The 17,499-nt window shown below is 39.3% G+C and carries 15 protein-coding genes and 1 pseudogene; 10 read left to right on the forward strand and 6 right to left on the reverse strand.

What is annotated here, in order from left to right; genetic code table 11:
- The first annotated feature begins 74 nt into the window (after positions 1 to 74).
- From J7E67_RS09350 to J7E67_RS09360, 3 genes are all read left to right on the forward strand, one after another.
- Positions 75 to 422: a PadR family transcriptional regulator gene (locus J7E67_RS09350; RefSeq protein ID WP_168243163.1), complete on the forward strand. Its 348-nt coding sequence runs from the start codon at positions 75 to 77 to the stop codon at positions 420 to 422.
- Complete coding sequence (locus J7E67_RS09355) at positions 403 to 1,038, forward strand: HAAS signaling domain-containing protein (protein ID WP_214712893.1); 636 nt, start codon at positions 403 to 405, stop codon at positions 1,036 to 1,038. Before J7E67_RS09350 ends, J7E67_RS09355 begins: the two co-directional genes overlap by 20 nt.
- Positions 1,039 to 1,109: 71 nt before the next feature.
- Positions 1,110 to 2,570: a DUF4153 domain-containing protein gene (locus J7E67_RS09360; protein ID WP_214712891.1), complete on the forward strand. Its 1,461-nt coding sequence runs from the start codon at positions 1,110 to 1,112 to the stop codon at positions 2,568 to 2,570.
- Positions 2,571 to 2,887: 317 nt separating this feature from the next.
- Here J7E67_RS09360 and J7E67_RS09365 read toward each other — a convergent pair whose 3' ends face one another.
- Positions 2,888 to 3,682: a TIGR00266 family protein gene (locus J7E67_RS09365; RefSeq protein WP_214712889.1), complete on the reverse strand. Its 795-nt coding sequence runs from the start codon at positions 3,680 to 3,682 to the stop codon at positions 2,888 to 2,890.
- A gap of 387 nt (positions 3,683 to 4,069) precedes the next feature.
- On the opposite strand from J7E67_RS09365, the pseudogene J7E67_RS09370 reads away from it, so the two are divergent.
- The 5 genes and pseudogenes from J7E67_RS09370 to J7E67_RS09390 all read left to right on the forward strand — a co-directional run.
- Positions 4,070 to 4,270: pseudogene (locus J7E67_RS09370) on the forward strand (sodium-independent anion transporter); the annotation flags it as partial.
- 21 nt (positions 4,271 to 4,291) lie between these two features.
- Positions 4,292 to 4,645 (forward strand): ArsR/SmtB family transcription factor, encoded by a 354-nt coding sequence (locus tag J7E67_RS09375; RefSeq protein WP_214712887.1) that lies wholly within the window; start codon positions 4,292 to 4,294, stop codon positions 4,643 to 4,645.
- Between the two features lie 699 nt (positions 4,646 to 5,344).
- Positions 5,345 to 5,545, forward strand: coding sequence for a cold-shock protein (locus J7E67_RS09380; protein WP_007083969.1), 201 nt, complete (start codon positions 5,345 to 5,347; stop codon positions 5,543 to 5,545).
- A 198-nt stretch (positions 5,546 to 5,743) separates the two neighbouring features.
- Positions 5,744 to 6,889 carry an exonuclease SbcCD subunit D gene (locus tag J7E67_RS09385; protein ID WP_214712885.1) on the forward strand — a complete coding sequence of 382 codons (1,146 nt, stop codon included), beginning with the start codon at positions 5,744 to 5,746 and terminating at the stop codon, positions 6,887 to 6,889.
- Entirely contained in the window at positions 6,886 to 10,023 is a 3,138-nt protein-coding gene (locus J7E67_RS09390; RefSeq protein ID WP_214712877.1) for an AAA family ATPase, read from the forward strand. Before J7E67_RS09385 ends, J7E67_RS09390 begins: the two co-directional genes overlap by 4 nt.
- Before the next feature lie 106 nt (positions 10,024 to 10,129).
- Here the strand turns inward: J7E67_RS09390 and J7E67_RS09395 are convergent, their stop codons facing one another.
- The 4 genes from J7E67_RS09395 to J7E67_RS09410 form a co-directional block, all read right to left on the reverse strand.
- On the reverse strand, positions 10,130 to 10,447 hold the full coding sequence (locus J7E67_RS09395) for a putative quinol monooxygenase (protein ID WP_088086802.1): 318 nt from the start codon (positions 10,445 to 10,447) through the stop codon (positions 10,130 to 10,132).
- A gap of 34 nt (positions 10,448 to 10,481) precedes the next feature.
- Positions 10,482 to 12,137, reverse strand: a complete 1,656-nt coding sequence (locus J7E67_RS09400) for an FAD-binding dehydrogenase (protein WP_214712869.1) — start codon at positions 12,135 to 12,137, stop codon at positions 10,482 to 10,484.
- A gap of 199 nt (positions 12,138 to 12,336) precedes the next feature.
- On the reverse strand, positions 12,337 to 12,783 hold the full coding sequence (locus J7E67_RS09405; protein ID WP_214712867.1) for a hypothetical protein: 447 nt from the start codon (positions 12,781 to 12,783) through the stop codon (positions 12,337 to 12,339).
- Positions 12,784 to 13,012: 229 nt separating this feature from the next.
- Complete coding sequence (locus tag J7E67_RS09410) at positions 13,013 to 13,285, reverse strand: divalent metal cation transporter (RefSeq protein ID WP_214712865.1); 273 nt, start codon at positions 13,283 to 13,285, stop codon at positions 13,013 to 13,015.
- Positions 13,286 to 13,290: 5 nt separating this feature from the next.
- On the opposite strand from J7E67_RS09410, the gene J7E67_RS09415 reads away from it, so the two are divergent.
- Together J7E67_RS09415 and selB are read left to right on the forward strand one after the other, a co-directional pair.
- Positions 13,291 to 13,506, forward strand: coding sequence for a hypothetical protein (locus tag J7E67_RS09415; RefSeq protein ID WP_214712863.1), 216 nt, complete (start codon positions 13,291 to 13,293; stop codon positions 13,504 to 13,506).
- Positions 13,507 to 13,960: 454 nt separating this feature from the next.
- On the forward strand, positions 13,961 to 15,844 hold the full coding sequence (selB, locus tag J7E67_RS09420; protein ID WP_214712861.1) for a selenocysteine-specific translation elongation factor: 1,884 nt from the start codon (positions 13,961 to 13,963) through the stop codon (positions 15,842 to 15,844).
- A 45-nt stretch (positions 15,845 to 15,889) separates the two neighbouring features.
- Here the strand turns inward: selB and J7E67_RS32085 are convergent, their stop codons facing one another.
- Positions 15,890 to 17,371 (reverse strand): TerD family protein, encoded by a 1,482-nt coding sequence (locus tag J7E67_RS32085; protein ID WP_214712859.1) that lies wholly within the window; start codon positions 17,369 to 17,371, stop codon positions 15,890 to 15,892.
- Positions 17,372 to 17,499: the final 128 nt, after the last annotated feature.

The following is a 17,499-nucleotide window of genomic DNA, read 5'->3' on the forward strand; positions in this document are numbered from 1 at the left end:
TTATAAGTTCTTTACAATACAATTCCTTTGTTATAGAATTTCTATGTACCTAATATATCTAGGTAGGTGATAAAATGTTTAACCGCGAATTAGTGAAAGGCAGTACTTCATTAATCCTGCTTCAATTATTAAACGAACGGGATATGTATGGCTATGAATTAGTGAAAGAGCTTGAACAGCGCAGTGATAATGACTTAAGTGTTAAAGAAGGGACCTTGTATCCGGCACTTCACAAGCTTGAAAAGCAAGAGTACATTGAGTGTTATTGGCAGGAGCAGGAAAAGGGCCCAGCACGAAAATATTACAAGATAACCACGGCTGGAAAGGAATTATTAGGTGAAAAAACACGTGAATGGCAGGACTTTGTTAAAGTGATGAACAAAGTGATAGGGAGATCGAAGCATGGAACGGCCGAAGAATAGGTTTCTTGAACAACTGGCAAAAGGGCTGGGAACCCAATTAGATAAAGAGGAGATTCTCCGTGAATATGCGTCACATATCGATGAAATTCTAATGGAATCGGAATGTCAGGATGAGGATACGGTTTTTGACCTGATTGTATCCCGGCTTGGCAGCCCTAAAGAAATTGCACAAGTGTGGAGAGAAGAGTTTTCTGTCACTCCAAGTAATATGAAATGGGTGTTTATCCTCTTAAATGTTCTTTTTTTTGGAGGAGGCAGTTTACTAACCTTGGCTCACAATATCTATCCGTGGGAATGGCTTTCGGTTACATGGAATCACTTAACCTCGATTCCAACCTTAATAGCTGTTTTGTATATGTTTTTTTGGGCCTTGTTAGGATATGAAATCGGAAAGGGATTTGGGCATAATGGAAGAGTGCTCCTTAGAAAAACGTTTTTACTATCGCTTATTCCTAATTTGCTATTAATGATCCTAACAGTTTTTCATATTATTCCACATTCTTGGTTCGCCCCGTTATTAACCAAAACATTTATTATAGCTTGTATCATTTTTACCATCATCCTATACCCGGTCAGTTGGATTGGCTATCGATGGGGGAGAAAAGCGTCGATATAAGCAGTTTTTTTTTGCTTAACTACCTAGTAAAACTATATATATAGAATTTCTACACAAAAAGAGGGATGAAGATGGAAATGAAAATTACTAAATCTGATTGGATCTTTTTAGTCTTATGTTTGTTGCTTGGAATTTTAGGTGAAGAAGCTTTCTTTCGCAGTGAGGTAGGGATCTCCTATTTTGTGTTTATTTCAGCTTTTTACTCGGTGTTTATTTGGCGCTACCGAGGCTTTCAATTTTCACATCAACGATTGGGTTATCTAATTCTTTGTTGTATTTGGCTGCTGTCAGCCAGTTATTTTTTAAATAATAATGTGCTATTTTATGCCTTAAATATACTGGTGATCCCTGGGTTAGTTATCTTTCATTTAGTGTTAATCACAAGTCCGAAAAATTTTCAATGGAATAAACCCGCGTTTGTTACTTATATATTGACTAGGTTAATCCAAGCACTTAAATATAATGCTAGTTTCGCGGCATTATTTGGAAAGGGCTTTAAACAAGGTGTTAATGAGGACAAATTTGTAGTATGGAAAAAAATAATCCTGGGGATAGTGATTTCACTGCCAATCCTCTTTGTCGTATTGAATTTACTAATTTCGGCAGATACTCAGTTTGAGCAATTAATTGGCGGCATTCCACAGTGGTTCCAAGTCATTACTGTTGAACGCGTCATGAGACTAATTGTTATGTTAATCTTAACAGCAGCCTTCTTTGGATTTATGCAAATCCTATACAACAGACATATGAACGTAATAAAACAACAATCAAATGAGCAAAGGATTCAGATGGATGGAATTATCGCAATCACGGTACTTGTCATCATCAATGCCGTTTATCTTTTGTTTACGGTCGTGCAATTCAGGTATTTTTTCAGTGGAACATTACAAGCGGATTTTACCTTTGCTGAATACGCTAGAAAAGGATTTTTCGAGCTCTTATTTGTGACACTAATTAATTTATCCATAACAGTAATCGTATTAACCTTCGTGAATCGTGCAACGAGTTTCATGCGAAGAGCAACGCAAATTATGCTGACCATTCTTGTCCTTGCGAGCTCCGTGATGCTCAGTTCCGCCTTCCTACGGTTAAGTATGTATGAAGAAGCGTATGGATTTACGTTCACTAGGGTGCTGGTGCATTCGTTTATGATTTTCCTAGTCGTCATCTTTACGTATACACTAGTGAAGATTTGGGTGGAGAAGCTGTCGTTATTTCACTTTTATTTTATTACTTCATTAATTTACTATACAGCGATTACAGTTATTGACTTGGATAAAATCGTCGTGAAAGAAAATATGAACCGTTACGAGACCAGCGGGAAAATTGATGTTCATTACCTTAATAACTTGTCATATAGAGGGGTTTTAGGCTTAATAGACCTTTATGAAAAAGATAAGAATATACCTGAACTAAAAACAATATTACTAGAGCGAAAACAGGAAGCACTTGCTGAAAGCTTGCCGTGGCAATCGTATAATCTAAAACGAGAGCAGGCATTCTCTGAACTTAAAAAGTTGGATATAAAATAGTAAAAAGAAGACGATTCGGTGATCCGGATCGTCTTTTAGTTGATGTTTATTAATCTGAATAAATTATTCGTGCTCCGTGGTCCATTTTAAGTCCAGTGGTTGGATTTTTTGTGGTCATAGTCATCGTGAATTTGATCAAGAAAGAACTAGAAGAGAACATATATGGTTCAAGGGTTGTGAAAAAGAAAAAAGTAAGGATAGGGATTCTATGCTTGAATCACATTCCTCAAAAAATTTGAGTTTGTTCAAAAACTATAGCTTGGGTAAATTAGTAGCTAGACATTAAAAAGGCGGGATCAATTGATCCCGCCTCCATATCAGTCACCATTAAACATATCAAAAATCCCTCTTGCGATACTGCCCTCGTCTTTCGCCCCGCCACGTGAAGGTGCCGCAGCAAAAACACGGCTTGCAAGACGGCTAAATGGCAAGGATTGAATCCAGACGGAACCGGGACCGCGGAGTGTGGCAAAAAACAAGCCTTCTCCGCCAAACAAGGCTGTTTTAACTCCTTTTACAAATTCGATATCATAATTTACACTACTTGTCATCGCCACTAAACAGCCTGTATCCACGCGCAGTGACTGGCCTGGCAAAAGGTCTTTTTTTATAATCGTTCCACCTGCATGAACAAAAGCGAGCCCATCACCTTCTAACTTTTGCATAATAAATCCTTCGCCGCCAAAGAAGCCGGCGCCAATTTTTCGTTGGAATTCAATCCCGACCTGAACCCCTTTAGCCGCAGCAAGAAAGGCGTCCTTTTGGCAGATAATTTTTCCTCCCAATTGGCTTAAGTCCATCGGAATAATCTTACCAGGGTAAGGAGAAGCAAACGACACCCGTTTTATGCCGATGCCGTTATTGGTAAAGGCAGTCATGAACAAGCTTTCACCGGTAAGTACCCGTTTACCAGCGCTGAACAGCTTACCCATAAGTCCGCTTCCGGCACTAGTGCCGCTGCCATCACCAAAAATAGTCTCCATATGTATGTCATCTTCCATCATCATAAAGCTTCCTGCTTCAGCGACAACTGTCTCTTGTGGATCGAGCTCTACTTCAACAAACTGCATGTCGTCACCATAGATTTTATAATCAATTTCGTGGTTATTCATACTTTTCCCTCCACTTTTTATAATGGCAAATCTATATATATTATAAAAAATTTAGGAAAAAAGTGCTAATTTTAACATAATAAAAATAAAAAGACGCCTGTTTACACAGACGTCTTTTGCGTATTGAGGCGAAAAACCACACTCCACATAGTGTGCTCCAAAAAGGAATGTTTCTCGACTTACACAACTCAGCTCATCGCTTTGTTATTATAACATGGCATTGTGAATCAAACAAGTAGTTTTTATTAAATATAAATTTTCTTTTTTTAAAACAAAATACTTGCTATGTAAGTTAAATTACCATATATTCAAATAGTCAGATATATAAAAATAAGAAGATAAGAAGGGTTTATATGTTTATTGACAAAAGATTCCATAATTATTCCCTTGAAAAAGACTGGATTATATCAAATAATCGGCGAGGAACATTTTTTTGAACATACTGGTGAAGCCATCCAATATGCACTTGAGCATATTAACAAAAATAAGTGCCTAGGCTGTAAGCATTACGCATTTAGAGAATGCAAAAAGCTATCAGCTGCGGAGGCAGTAGAAGGAAGCAGAGCAAAACTTACGGCTACTTTCTAAAAAAGCATAGGAGTGGACAATTTGAATCTTGAAATGCAACAATTTAAGGCGGAATTTTTCAAAGCATTAGCGCATCCCTTGAGAATCCTCATTTTAGAACTTCTTGCCGAAGGGGATAAGAATGTAAATGAAATTCAAACCCTTGTTGGCAGTGAAGGGTCGGCAGTTTCACAGCAGTTAACCATTCTTAGAGCGAAGAATATTGTGTCTGGAACAAAAGAGGGCAACAAAGTTATCTACACTTTGAAGGACCCGATGATCTTCGAATTGTTAGCCGTTGCAAGGCAAATATTTAACAATCATCTCGTGGATACGATCACAATACTAGACAAGTTTAAAGAAGATGAGGAAGATTTAGCAATACCGAAGAATTAATTTTCTTCGGTAATTTTTTTCTTTTATTCACAGTGAAAAGGGGTAATTTATTAATTTTGGTAATTATTGTTATTTCGTAATATTACACCATCTTTCCACTGAAGATATTGCATGATTCAAAGATTTACTTGCCCCAATGGCCAAAATAAAGGAAGAAGTCGACAAAATTAATCGACATAGTATTTGCGGAAAAAAATGAACTAAAGTGAGGTTAAAAAGCTTTTTGCGGATTTCCCATCTCTAACCTATATAGGTTTGGAATTACTTGTGAAGGACATCATTAAAGGAATTAAGTGTCGGATAGGAAAAATTGATCGCAATACTGCTGTTCTTCCAACTTTCCAAAATAGCAATATTGAAAAATAGCTAATGGATCGCATAGTTTGACTTAAATAATCTTTCCATATGAATGGAATAGTCCCTTTTGAAGAGATGTCGATTTGACTCGAAATTACCGCAGAAAATAAGGGGGGAAATGTAGAAGTATGTAGGTTTATCTTGCTTTGTCCTTTATTGACATTTAGGCTATTAGAATGCTAAAATTTAATCAGCCGTTGCACGAGATTAGATTTATATTACAAGCTTGTTCAAAGTTTTAACCGATGTTTGGATGAGGAAATGAAGGTAAAGCTATCACGTTGTAATTTGGTGAATTTACACATGGCTTAAGTGTATAAGCCAATAGGAGGATTTTTTTTCATGAAAAACGGTAAAGTAAAATGGTTTAACTCAGAAAAAGGTTTTGGTTTCATCGAAGCAGAAGACGGTAACGACGTATTCGTTCATTATTCTGCAATCCAAACAGAAGGTTTCAAAACTTTAGAAGAAGGTCAAGAAGTATCTTTCGAAGTAGTTGAAGGAGCTCGTGGACCACAAGCTGCTAACGTAACTAAAAAATAATATTGTAATCTACTATAACAGCCCGGACTAGGTTCCGGGCTGTTTTTTGGATTTTTATAGATTCCCTTCAAATATCCTCTAGTATAAAATACCCATTGTTCCAGTAATCTGCTAGCATTTCCAAGCTCATATCTGAAAGTATTTTGTTATAATAGTAGTATTGGAAAAGATGCAGATTAAAAAATTGGGGTGAACCAGATGAAATTTATCCATACAGCTGATTGGCATTTAGGAAAATTAGTCCATGGGGTCTATATGACAGAGAATCAACGCGAAGTACTAGAGCAATTTGTGGCCATTGTTGCTGAAGAAAAGCCCGATGCCGTTGTTATCGCAGGAGACTTATATGATCGCTCTGTACCACCAACCGATGCCGTGGAATTACTTGATGAAATGCTTTTTAAAATAAATGTTGAACTGAAAACACCGGTTGTCGCCATTGCAGGGAACCACGATAGTGCAGAGAGACTTTCCTTTGGCAGTTCATGGTATAAGCACAGCCAATTTTATCTTTCAGGAAAATTATCAACAAGCTTCACTCCTGTGCAAATAAATGGAGTAAACTTCTATCTTGTTCCTTATGCAGAGCCAGGGATGGTCCGTCAACTTCTCCACGATGATTCGATCCATTCCCATCAAGACGCGATGAAAGCACTGATTGGAAAAATGGAGGAACACCTTAATCCAAACGAGCCCAATGTTTTGGTTGGACATGCCTTCGTTTTAGGTGGACAAACCTCGGATTCTGAACGAGTTTTATCCGTAGGCGGCTCAGGTTGTGTTGGCGCCGAATTGTTTGAACCATTTTCCTATACTGCTCTAGGACACTTACACAGTCCAGATGCAATTAACCATAACAAAGTGAAATATTCAGGTTCCCTCTTAAAATATTCCTTCTCGGAAGCAAAACAAAGAAAGTCGATCTCCATTATTGAAATGGACGATAAAGGTAACTTTACGCATCGTTACCGTTCGCTTACTCCAAAACATGATATGCGTGAACTAGAAGGACATCTTGAAGAATTACTTGATCCTTATTTTTATGAAAAAGAAACAGTCCATGATTATTTAAAAATCACTCTCCTTGATGAAGGGGCCTTAATCGATCCGATTAATAAGTTACGTCAAGTGTATCCGAACGTCCTCCATCTTGAAAGAAAACTGGATATTACCGATATAAAGAAGAAACAATCTTTCACTTCAATTAGAAGTGAAAAAAAGTCAGAACTTGAGTTGTTTGAACAATTTTATTCAGAAATGACAACCTCGGAATTTTCGCTGGATAAAAAAGAGGCAATGACTGAGGTAATTGAAAAAGTGCTTAGGGAAGAGGGATTGAAATGAAACCTTTAAAACTGACGATGCAAGCTTTCGGCCCTTATGCAGGCAATGAAGAAATCGACTTTACAGCACTTGGCAATCGTACGATGTTTGTCATTTCTGGTAAAACCGGTTCCGGAAAAACAACCATTTTTGATGCAATCAGTTATGCGATTTATGGAAAAGCGAGTGGAGAAGACCGTAATGGTCCCGAACTTCGAAGCCAGTTTGCCAAAGATGAGGTATTAACCGAGGTTTCACTTGATTTTTCTCTTCGAAACAAAGCGTATTCGATTACAAGGTCACCGCAGCAGTTGAAGAAGAAAGATAAAGGCGATGGCTATACACAAATAGGTGCCAAAGCTGAGTTATATATGTGGACAGAAGATGGCGAGAAGAAGCTGCTTGCTTCTAAAATCAATGATGTTGAGGAAAAAATTAAGGAAATTATGCTTATTGATGCGAATCAATTCCGGCAAATATTAATGATTCCGCAGGGCGAATTCCGTAAACTCCTCACCTCAGATAGTAAGGATAAAGAAGTGATCCTGCAGCGCCTGTTCCATACCCAGTTATATAAAATGGTAGAAGATATGTTGAAGGAAGAAGCAACGGAGTTAAAAAGGACTGTTGAAGACCAGGTACAATCAAGAAATGAAGCAATTCGACGCATTCATACGGTAACAAATGAAGAGCTCCGTGGGTACTTGGATGCGGATTCTGTAAATGACACGATCATTATGCCGCTTTTACAAGCAGAAATTGCCGGTATGGGTGTAGCGTTGGAACAACTGAACAACCAATTAAAAGGAAAGGTACAGGAGCAGGACAAACTTAAGGGGCAACTTTTTGAAGCAGAAGCGATCTTAAAACAACTGCAAATGAAAGAGGAATTAAAGGGGCAAAAGGACAGCCTAGTTTCTCAAGAAGAAGTATTTATTGAAAAAGACAAGCAGGTTCAACTTGCACAAAAGGCTGCACTTTTAGCAAAACAGGAGGAACTTTGCCATCGTTTAAAACGCGAAGTTGATCAACTCGAGGGAAATTTGAAGTCGATTCAGTTGGAAATGGAAAAATTGGATGGACTTTTAAAACAGCATGAGCAACAGCTGCAACGGGAGCTTGAACGAGAGGGTGAGCGCCAAACAGCCCTTGATGAGGTGAATCGATTAGTAAATATGAAAGAGGATGTCTATTCGTTTGCCGCATTGCTTATAGAAACGCAAAACAAGGATACTGAACTAAAAACTGCGAAAGAAAAGCATACGCAATCCGAACAACTTTTTGAACAACTAGGAGAACAAATAGTATTCCTTAATCGGCAGAAGGAAGAAATTGAAAAAGGAAAGCTGACTTATTTAGAAAATGAGGGAAAAATTGAAAAAATAAAGGCTGAACTTGACCGCTATGAAAAAATTGAAACTTTGCTTGAACGACATCAAAAGTCTGAGCAAAATCTAAAGGCGATCACCGCCCGTTATGAAAATACGACGGCTAGATATACTGATGCTAGAGTAATGGTTGAAAATTTAGAGAGTAAATGGATGCACGGGCAAGCAGCAATATTAGCAGCAGGGCTTCAATCAGGTCAAGGCTGTCCTGTTTGCGGTTCGGAGCATCATCCTTCACCAGCAATCCATCAGGATGACAGTATTCCTACTGAAGAGGAAATGAAGGCAGCTAAGGCTCAATCTGCCAAATGGGAAAAAGAAAAGTCTGCTGATGAAGCTGCTTTTTACCAAAGTCAGTCGACAGAGGCAGCACAAAGAGCAGCTGTAACTGAAATATTGCAAGAAATACGTACGTATCAGCCAGTTTTTACAGAATCTGAGTTACCTCATGCAAAAATTGAGGCTGTCACCGCTAGGAACCAGCTTGTTCAGATTCAAGGAAAGCTTGCTGAACAGATTAAACAGCTTGATAAGGTTAGGTTGGAAATAGAAAACAGAGAAACTGAAAAAGTAAATTTACAAAACACCATCCATCAGGTTTCCGCTCAAATGAATGAGTTAACGGTGCAATTCACCGAAAAGAAGACCAATCTTTCACGGATGATGAAAGTCATTCCCGAAAATCTTCGCTCGGAAGCGGAATATGAAAAGGCTCTCTCTGTCTCCCGGAACCGCCAAGAAATACTAATTAAACAGCTCGAAGAAGCACAGCAGCGCTTCCAGGCAGTGAAAGAAAAACTTTCCAATGAAACGGCAAGATTACTAGATGCAGAGAAACACCATGCAAGTAAACACAAAGAGCTCGAAACGGAAAGGGAAATCTTTATTAACAAACTTTCAGAGCAGGGCTTTGAAAAATACGGTATGTATGCTGCTTCCAAACGGACAGAAGGAGAGATTCGTAGCCTTGAAGCAGAAATCCGCAGCTACCGTGAAGAATTACGCTCGGTTTCTGACCGTTTGAAAGAACTTACTGAACTGTTAATCGACGTGAAAACACCGGATGTTGAGGGATTAAAGCAAGAGTTAGTGAAAATTACTAGCGAAATCGAGGCACTTAATCATCAAAGCACAAATTTATTTGTAAAAAAACGGGACAACGAAGAAATTTACAGCCGGGTGGAAAGCTTGAATGAACAGATGAAGGTTCTAGAAGAACGGTACAAGTTAATTGGTCATCTTTATGAAATTGCTAAGGGTCAAAATAACTTCCGAATTACCTTTGAACGGTATGTGCTGGCTTCTTTTCTTGATGATATTTTACGAGAAGCCAACGGTCGCTTACGAAAAATGACCTCTGGCCGTTTTCAATTGCTGAGAAAAACCGATCGATCCAAAGGTAATACGCAAAGCGGTTTGGAATTGCTCGTGTTTGACCAGTATACGGGCCAGGAACGGCATGTCAAAACATTATCGGGTGGGGAAAGCTTTAAAGCTTCTTTATCTCTGGCACTAGGACTGGCAGATGTCGTTCAAAATTATGCCGGCGGGGTATCGCTAGAAACGATGTTCATCGATGAAGGCTTTGGTACGCTGGATCCTGAGTCCCTGGATCAGGCAATTGAAGCATTAATGGATATTCAGAGCAGCGGCCGCTTGGTTGGAATTATCTCGCACGTTCCAGAACTAAAAGAACGAATTGATGTCAGACTAGAGGTCATGGCAGACCAGACGGGCAGCAGGACGGAATTTATGTTTACCAATTAATGCATTGGTAGCCTTCCATGGCCAAGCTGAAAAACAGTGTGATTTCAATGGCTTGAAATCACACTGCTTTTTGTGTTTTTCAACGAACTTTAAAAATATCCATTACTCATAAAGGCTTAAAATTAGGAAACCGTTCTTGAGCTTCAGCAAGTGTTGAAAGGCTAGTTAATTCTGCTAAGGAACCAATTTTATCCCAAACGGCCATGACAGCAGCCGATTGGTGTGCTTTTTCAATTGCCTCCGTTGACACCCATTCAGCGATCTCGATAATCGTCCCATCCTCTGCTTGAAGAGTTAGTAAATCCCTGTTTGTAATTAAATTTTCTTCTCTTAATGTTGGGATATGTACTTTAAGAACTTCTTTCAATTCCTCTGCATTTCCTGGTTTTGGACGATAAAGTGCCATAAAAACTAATGATGACATATTTTCACCTCCTTTAATAAAATTCTCATCGTAATTATAATAATTCTTTAGCTATTGCACGTCCAGCCTGTCTTCCTGTAAACAAACAGCCGCCGACGAATGTTCCTTCCAACGAGCGATAGCCGTGAATTCCACCTCCGCCAAACCCTGAAACCTCTCCAGCTGCGTATAGTCCTGGAACAGGAATTCCTGATGCATCGAGGACTCTCCCTGATAAATCAGTCTGTAGTCCGCCCAGCGTTTTTCGACTGACAATATTTAAACGAACCGCGATTAATGGGCCCATCTTTGGATCGAGAATTCTATGTGGGGATGCGACTCTTATCAGTTTGTCACCAAGATAATTTCGGGCTCCACGCATAGCGGTAATTTGCAGATCCTTTGTAAATTTATTTTCTACCTCCCGGTCTCGAGCTAGAACCTGCCTTTCAATTTCGGTAAAATTTAGTAAGTTATCACCTGTAAGTTGATTCATTCCATCAACAAGTCCCGGTAGGGTATTCGCAATAACAAAATCCTCGCCCTTATCCATGAAGGCTTTTACCGGTGCAGTGGGCCCGGGAAGAATACGGGCTAATACTTTTTTTATACTTTTTCCTGTCAAATCAGGATTTTGTTCAGACCCTGATAAGGCAAACTCTTTTTCAATAATCTTCTGAGTTAAAATGAACCATGAGTAGTCGTAGCCGGACTTCATAATCGCTTCAAGGGTTCCCAAGGTATCAAATCCGGGAAAGTTTGGCGCAGGAAAACGCTTACCTTTTGCATCGAGCCAAAGCGAGGATGGACCAGGGAGGATCCGGATACCATGCATCGGCCAAACGGGGTCCCAGTTCTTAATTCCTTCGGTATAGTGCCACATCCGGTCGCGATTGACGATACGTCCGCCGGCTTTCTCCGTTATTCCAAGCATTCTACCGTCCACATGTTCCGGTACTCCGGAAATCATATTTTTAGGCGCTTTACCTAGCCGTTCGGGCCAATTTTTCCTAATAAGGTCATGGTTTCCACCAATACCGCCGCTTGTCACCACTACTACGGATGAATGAAACTCAAAATCTCCAATCACCTCACGGGAACTTGCTTCACCGCGTGATGCGGAACTTGGTACAAGTACGTCTCCCCCGACACCTCTTACGGCACCATTTTCCTTTATTAATTCATTCACTCGATGGCGAGGGCGATAATCGACAAGACCTTTCGCCATTGCCTGTCTGACTCTAGCCTCAAATGGCTTAACCAGGCCGGGACCGGTTCCCCATACAATATGAAAGCGGGGCACTGAATTTCCATGACCTTCAGCAGTATATCCGCCACGCTCTGCCCAGCCGACAACAGGGAAAAAACGAACGCCCATCCCTGATAGCCATTCACGTTTTTCACCTGCGGAAAAATCAACATAGGCTTCTGCCCACTTTTTCCCCCAATAATCCTCATCTTCTTCTCTATCAAACCCTGCTGCCCCTAACCAGTCCTGCCAGGCAAGTTCTCGTGAATCCTTGATGCCCATTCTTCTTTGTTCGGGTGAATCGATTAGAAATAGACCTCCAAATGACCACCAAGCCTGTCCACCGATAGACGCTTCGGGTTCTTGGTCTAATAGCAGCACTTTTGTTCCAGCTTCAGCCAGTTCAGCTGTAGCCACTAAACCAGCTAAACCTGCACCAACCACGATCACGTCAAATTTCAAATGAATCCCCCCGGTTAATTAAAAGTACTTATCTATTGTGTTGTTTATTTTCTGAAAAATCAATATAATACAGTATAACATAACTAACATAGGATTTTGGAGTTAGAATCCATTGTCGAATTGAAAGATCAGAAGAAGAAGATGAGAAAATGATTCATCTGGCTCATCCTCTTCTTAATCATTATTAATGAAGCATCTGTCATTTTTTGGATTTTTCCTTTTCAATTTTTACTCCATAACTAATACTTTTAATGTGGGACATTGAAAGGCGCACAATTTCCCCATTATTGATCAAAAAAACAAAATCTTTATTTGCCTCACAGAGTACTCCCTCTAACTTCTCAGGACCGCCACGATTAATTTGTATCCATTTTAATTTCAATGTGTCTAGAAGGTCTTGGAAATTAGCAGCTTTTTTAAACTTGAAATCTTTTGGAACTTTAATGTTGAATTCCATCTGCTCCTTCATATTATCTGTAAAACTTTTAATATGAGATGTATTGTAGTAAACGACCCCATCTTCTTCCGTGAGAAGGACGATAAGATTGTCACTTGCATCCAGTAACATCCCAATTCTGGATTCTGGTCCACCTCGATCAATTCTGATTACTTTACCTATAAAACATTTCATGATGTCTTTATTCATAAAAAATTTTCCCCCTTAAAATAATTAATTATATTTATACTGCATCTATATGTATCACGGAATGATGTTGTCCTAATAAATTAGCCTGTTTATTTATAACTTAAGAGAAAAATAGGTATTTAGAATGATCCCTTTTTAAACGAAAAAAACGACGTGTGCAAATGTACACGTCAATATTATTATTATTTTATTGTTTAACACCTATGGGATCTAACGTCACTATCATAAATTAGCCCAAAAACGTCTGTACGACCAGCCAAATATTTAATCCCATAATGATAATCGCAAAAAGAGCGGAAGCAATGGTTGTGATTGGTTTATTCGTTAACACGCCCATGAACTCTTTTTTTTGCGTAAAGTAGATTAAAGCAATTATCGGAAATGGTAACACAATGCTTAGAACGACTTGGCTGATAACAAGTGTTCGCGTCGGGTCGACCCCCAGGGCAGTAAGAAGATTCACGGCGATGAATAGGGGATTGGAAAAGCAGGAGGTGATCATCGCAGGTGAAATTGGTAGAAAATAAATTTGATATGAATGATTATTTTGTTATTTTTGCTGTTATTTTATCATGGGGAATTTTGTTTTTTTTGCCAAAAGTGTTTTCTAAGCAACTGACCATTCTCATTTTCCTTTATAGCTTGACAGCTGCAGGTCTTTTCTATAATTCGATGGGTGCTGCACCGTTTGACTATTACGATATTATGGATGGTCCTGCTTAAACTGTAATGGATGTAGTCGTTTATTTCCTATATCCACCCTTTGCCTACTTTTTTCTTTATTTATATAAAAAAATATCGATTAAGAGACCGCTATCTAGTGTTTTTCATATCAAGTTTCACAGTAGTTGCGGTTGCTGTAGAGTGGGTTTACAATAAAATGGGAGTATTTGAATATAAAAACGGGAACATCATCATTTACTCTATTTGTACCTATCTATCCATTCAATCTTTATTAATAGTGTTTTATCGGTTCTTAGCATTAAATGAACGGGTGAAATAACAAATACCAGATTTCTGGTTTTTGTTATTTTAGTGAGTTTTTTTCAAGGAAACTCCTAAGTTCCTTTAAATTTTTTGATTGAAAGATAAGAGTAGATGTCGCAAAATCTACTCTTGAACAATAGAGCTATAAAGGCTACATTAGAATGGAAGAACGATAAAGTAGGTGGCAAATTTGGAAAAAAGGTATTTTACGATTGGTATGGCAGGGCATATAGATCATGGGAAAACGTCGTTAACGAAAGCGTTAACTAATGTAGATACAGATCGTTTAAAAGAAGAAAAGGAACGTCAAATTTCAATTGAACTCGGATTTGCGCCTTTATATGAAGATAATGAAATTCAAATTTCTGTAATAGATGTTCCAGGACATGAACGGTTTATCAGGCAGATGATAGCTGGTGTAGCTGGGATAGATCTAGTAGTACTTGTCGTTGCAGCAGACGAAGGTGTTATGCCGCAAACGAGGGAGCACTTGGATATCTTGAAATTTTTAGGAGTTAAAAATGGTTTGATCGCTATTTCAAAAATTGACCGGGTAGAAGAAGAATTTATCGAGCTAGTGAAAGATGATATTTTGGAGGAACTTTCTGGGACCGTCTTTGAGGCTGCACCGTTTGTTTTAGTAGACAGTCTTTCCAAAAAAGGGATCGAAGAAATTAAAGAATTAATCATCAAAATGTTAAAAGAACAAGAAATGCGAGATGCAAAAGGGGCCTTCCGTCTGCCGATTGATCAAGTATTCACGGTTAAGGGTCAGGGGACTGTTGTTCGAGGAACTGTTTATGAAGGAACGGTCGAAGAGGGACAAACACTTAAGATTATGCCAAGAGGTATTGAGGTAAGAGCGCGGCAGATTCAAGTACATCATAATCCGGCCGAGAAGGCCTATGCTGGACAACGGACGGCGATTAACCTTTCAAGTGTTTCAAAGGAAGAGGTAGAACGTGGAGATGTGCTTGTATCGTCTGAACATTTCCTAGTTACGAAGACTTTGGATGTTGCTATTCGTGTGGTTGAGGACCTAGAGCATATGGTTAAACAGCGGATGCCAATTAAGCTTCATCTTGGAACAGCTGAGGTAATGGGTCGGATTGTCTTTTTTGACCGCAATGAAATCAAGGAAGAAAATGGTGAAATCCTTTGCCAACTGAGGCTTGAGGATGAAATCCTTACAAAACGAGGTGACCGCTTTATTCTACGCAGGCCAAGCCCGCAAGAGACGATTGGCGGGGGTTGGGTGATTGACCCACGCGGAGATAAATACCGGTTCGGCAATCAAACCATCGATGATCTTGAAAAGAAAAAAGTCGGCACACCGAAGGAACGAATTACTGCTGCTTTAATGGAAGCGAAAAGTTTGCCCCTACATGAGTTGATCAAACGAACTTCCCTAGATGAAGCTACCTTAATTGAGCACTTATCGGATGGAGAATTTGTTTTATATGATGGAAAAAAATATACACTCCAGCAGTTGATCGATTCGCTAGAGGAAGATATCTTTGATAGATTGCAGGATTATCATCAACTTCATTCGATGAAGATTGGCATCAATAAAGCAGAGCTATTGCAAACGATGCAAAAAAGATTTCCTAAATCACTGCTAGATTATGTGGTGGAAAATGGAATGACAAATCATATTTTTAACAGAAAAGGACAGTTTGTTTCCTTGGCAAGTTTTGTACCACATGTACCAAAAAACTGGGCGAAGCGGACTGAAAATCTAATTAATGGATTGCAGAGGGACGGATTAAAGGTTCGTAACCTAAAGGAATATTTTGCTGATGCCGGTATTCCTGACAATCTTGAAGCTGATTTACGACACTTTCTTGAAGAGGAAGAACTACTTATCCAGTTGGATGTACAGTTTGCTTATCATGGGGAAGTATTTAAACAAGCCGTGGATAAACTGCGCAGCCATACAGGTTCTGAATTTGAGGTCGGGGATGCCAAAGATGTTCTTGAACTGTCACGAAAATACATGATTCCGTTTTTAGAAAAATTAGATGCATTAGGACTTACAAAGCGTGCGGAAAATAAGCGAGTTTGGAAAAAATAGCCAAAGAGCCTCGATCCTTGGATGGGAAAGAGGCTTTTTTTCTTTTTAAGATAGAAACTCTGCAGGGTTTAGGCCGAGTTCACGACAGATATCGCTAACCATTTGTTTTTCATTGTTGTCAAAATTTCCATCTGCATAGCCAATGGCGATGCAATAACGAGCGACAAGACGAGCAATTTCTGGCTTGGTTCTGATTTTTCCAAGGGCACGAAATGCCTCGGCACGACCAAGTATCCGATCATTTTCTATTCTAGAAACAAACATATTGAATTTTTGGAGGACCTTATTTGTATCAAACACTCGTAATTCTTCACTTTGATGGACGAACTCAGTCATTTTCTGGCGTTCAGAAGCATCCAAGTATCCGTCTGCCATCGCCACTAATGCACAGGCTGCGACCACTGCTTCGAGTACATCCTGGCTTTTATATCGATTAAATAGTTCTTGTGCTTTTTTCTTTTGATTGTTTGCCCATTCCGCATAATCTGTTTGCGAAGGGGACCAGTTGTTGCCACAGCTATTACATGAGAACTTTAGTTGATTTTTTCCAATAAAACCACCCAGTAAACCGACAGGACCAAGGATTAACCCGCCTATTGCTGCTTTACCAAGACCGAACCCTTTCTTTCCTGTCCGAACATTTGAGGAATGGCAGCGTGGGCAAATGATATCATCTCCACCATATGATTGGTGAGAATTGGTTGAAGCAGGATAGGACTGCGTCGGATATCCGTAGGCAGGCTGCTGCTGATGAGATGATTCTGGCTGAAGATGAATGGGCTGCTGATACGAATTTGAGCTTGATTGGTTTTGTTGATATGAATTACTTTGTTGATAAGAATTAGGATTTGTTTGGCTTGGTTGATATGGATTACTCTGTTGATACGAATTAGGGCTTGATGGATAACTTGTTGGCTGAGACGGCGGCGTTGTTTGTACACTAGCAGGTGGGTCGTCAACGGTAATACCAAAGTTACCACATAAAGCTGCTAATCCCCCTTGGAAGCCACTGGCAATTGCATTAAACTTCCATTCACCGTTATGACGGTAGAGCTCCGCTGCCACAATTGCTGTTTCCACCGTTAAATCCCGTCCAAGGTTAAATCTCAATAATTCTTCATTTGTTTGCTCATTAAATATACGCACATAAGAGTCAGAAATTTGTCCGAAATTTTGCCGTTTCGCTTGCGCATCATGGATCGTAATTGTAAAAGCAATCCGATGAATTTGGGAAGGAACCTTGTTTAAATCAATCCTGATCTGCTCATCATCCCGGGCTCCTGCACCAGTTCGATTGTCACCGCTATAGATAATGGAGCCATTTCCACCTGACGGATTATTATAAAAAACAAAATCCTGGTCACTGTTCACTTTTCCAGTTTGGCCTAATAAAAATGCAGAAGCATCTAAATCAAAATTGGACCCTTGCTGACTAATGTTCCAACCCAAGCCGACAACGACGTTTTGCAGTCCAGGGTGAGATTTTGTTAAATCTACTTTTTGCCCCTTGCTAAGTGTAACACCCACTTTTTTCACTCCTCTTGATTATTTTCATATGTACATTATAAATGTATTTTTGAAAAAGGGAAAAATTTCATGACAGATAAGTATCTTCATTGTATATACCACACTTTATGTACGAGACAAGAGTGAAA

Source organism: Bacillus sp. ISL-46 (assembly GCF_018613205.1).

What these genes read in the sequence shown, in the direction of transcription:
- J7E67_RS09350 (WP_168243163.1), top strand. Translation starts at nt 75, where the DNA reads ATGTTTAACCGCGAATTAGTGAAAGGCAGTACTTCATTAATCCTGCTT.
- J7E67_RS09395 (WP_088086802.1), bottom strand. Translation starts at nt 10,447, where the DNA reads ATGTCATCATTAGTTTTTATGGCACTTTATCGTCCAAAACCAGGAAAT.
- J7E67_RS09390 (WP_214712877.1), top strand. Translation starts at nt 6,886, where the DNA reads ATGAAACCTTTAAAACTGACGATGCAAGCTTTCGGCCCTTATGCAGGC.
- J7E67_RS09355 (WP_214712893.1), top strand. Translation starts at nt 403, where the DNA reads ATGGAACGGCCGAAGAATAGGTTTCTTGAACAACTGGCAAAAGGGCTG.
- J7E67_RS09410 (WP_214712865.1), bottom strand. Translation starts at nt 13,285, where the DNA reads ATGATCACCTCCTGCTTTTCCAATCCCCTATTCATCGCCGTGAATCTT.
- J7E67_RS09365 (WP_214712889.1), bottom strand. Translation starts at nt 3,682, where the DNA reads ATGAATAACCACGAAATTGATTATAAAATCTATGGTGACGACATGCAG.
- J7E67_RS09380 (WP_007083969.1), top strand. Translation starts at nt 5,345, where the DNA reads ATGAAAAACGGTAAAGTAAAATGGTTTAACTCAGAAAAAGGTTTTGGT.
- J7E67_RS09405 (WP_214712867.1), bottom strand. Translation starts at nt 12,783, where the DNA reads ATGAATAAAGACATCATGAAATGTTTTATAGGTAAAGTAATCAGAATT.
- J7E67_RS09385 (WP_214712885.1), top strand. Translation starts at nt 5,744, where the DNA reads ATGAAATTTATCCATACAGCTGATTGGCATTTAGGAAAATTAGTCCAT.
- J7E67_RS09360 (WP_214712891.1), top strand. Translation starts at nt 1,110, where the DNA reads ATGGAAATGAAAATTACTAAATCTGATTGGATCTTTTTAGTCTTATGT.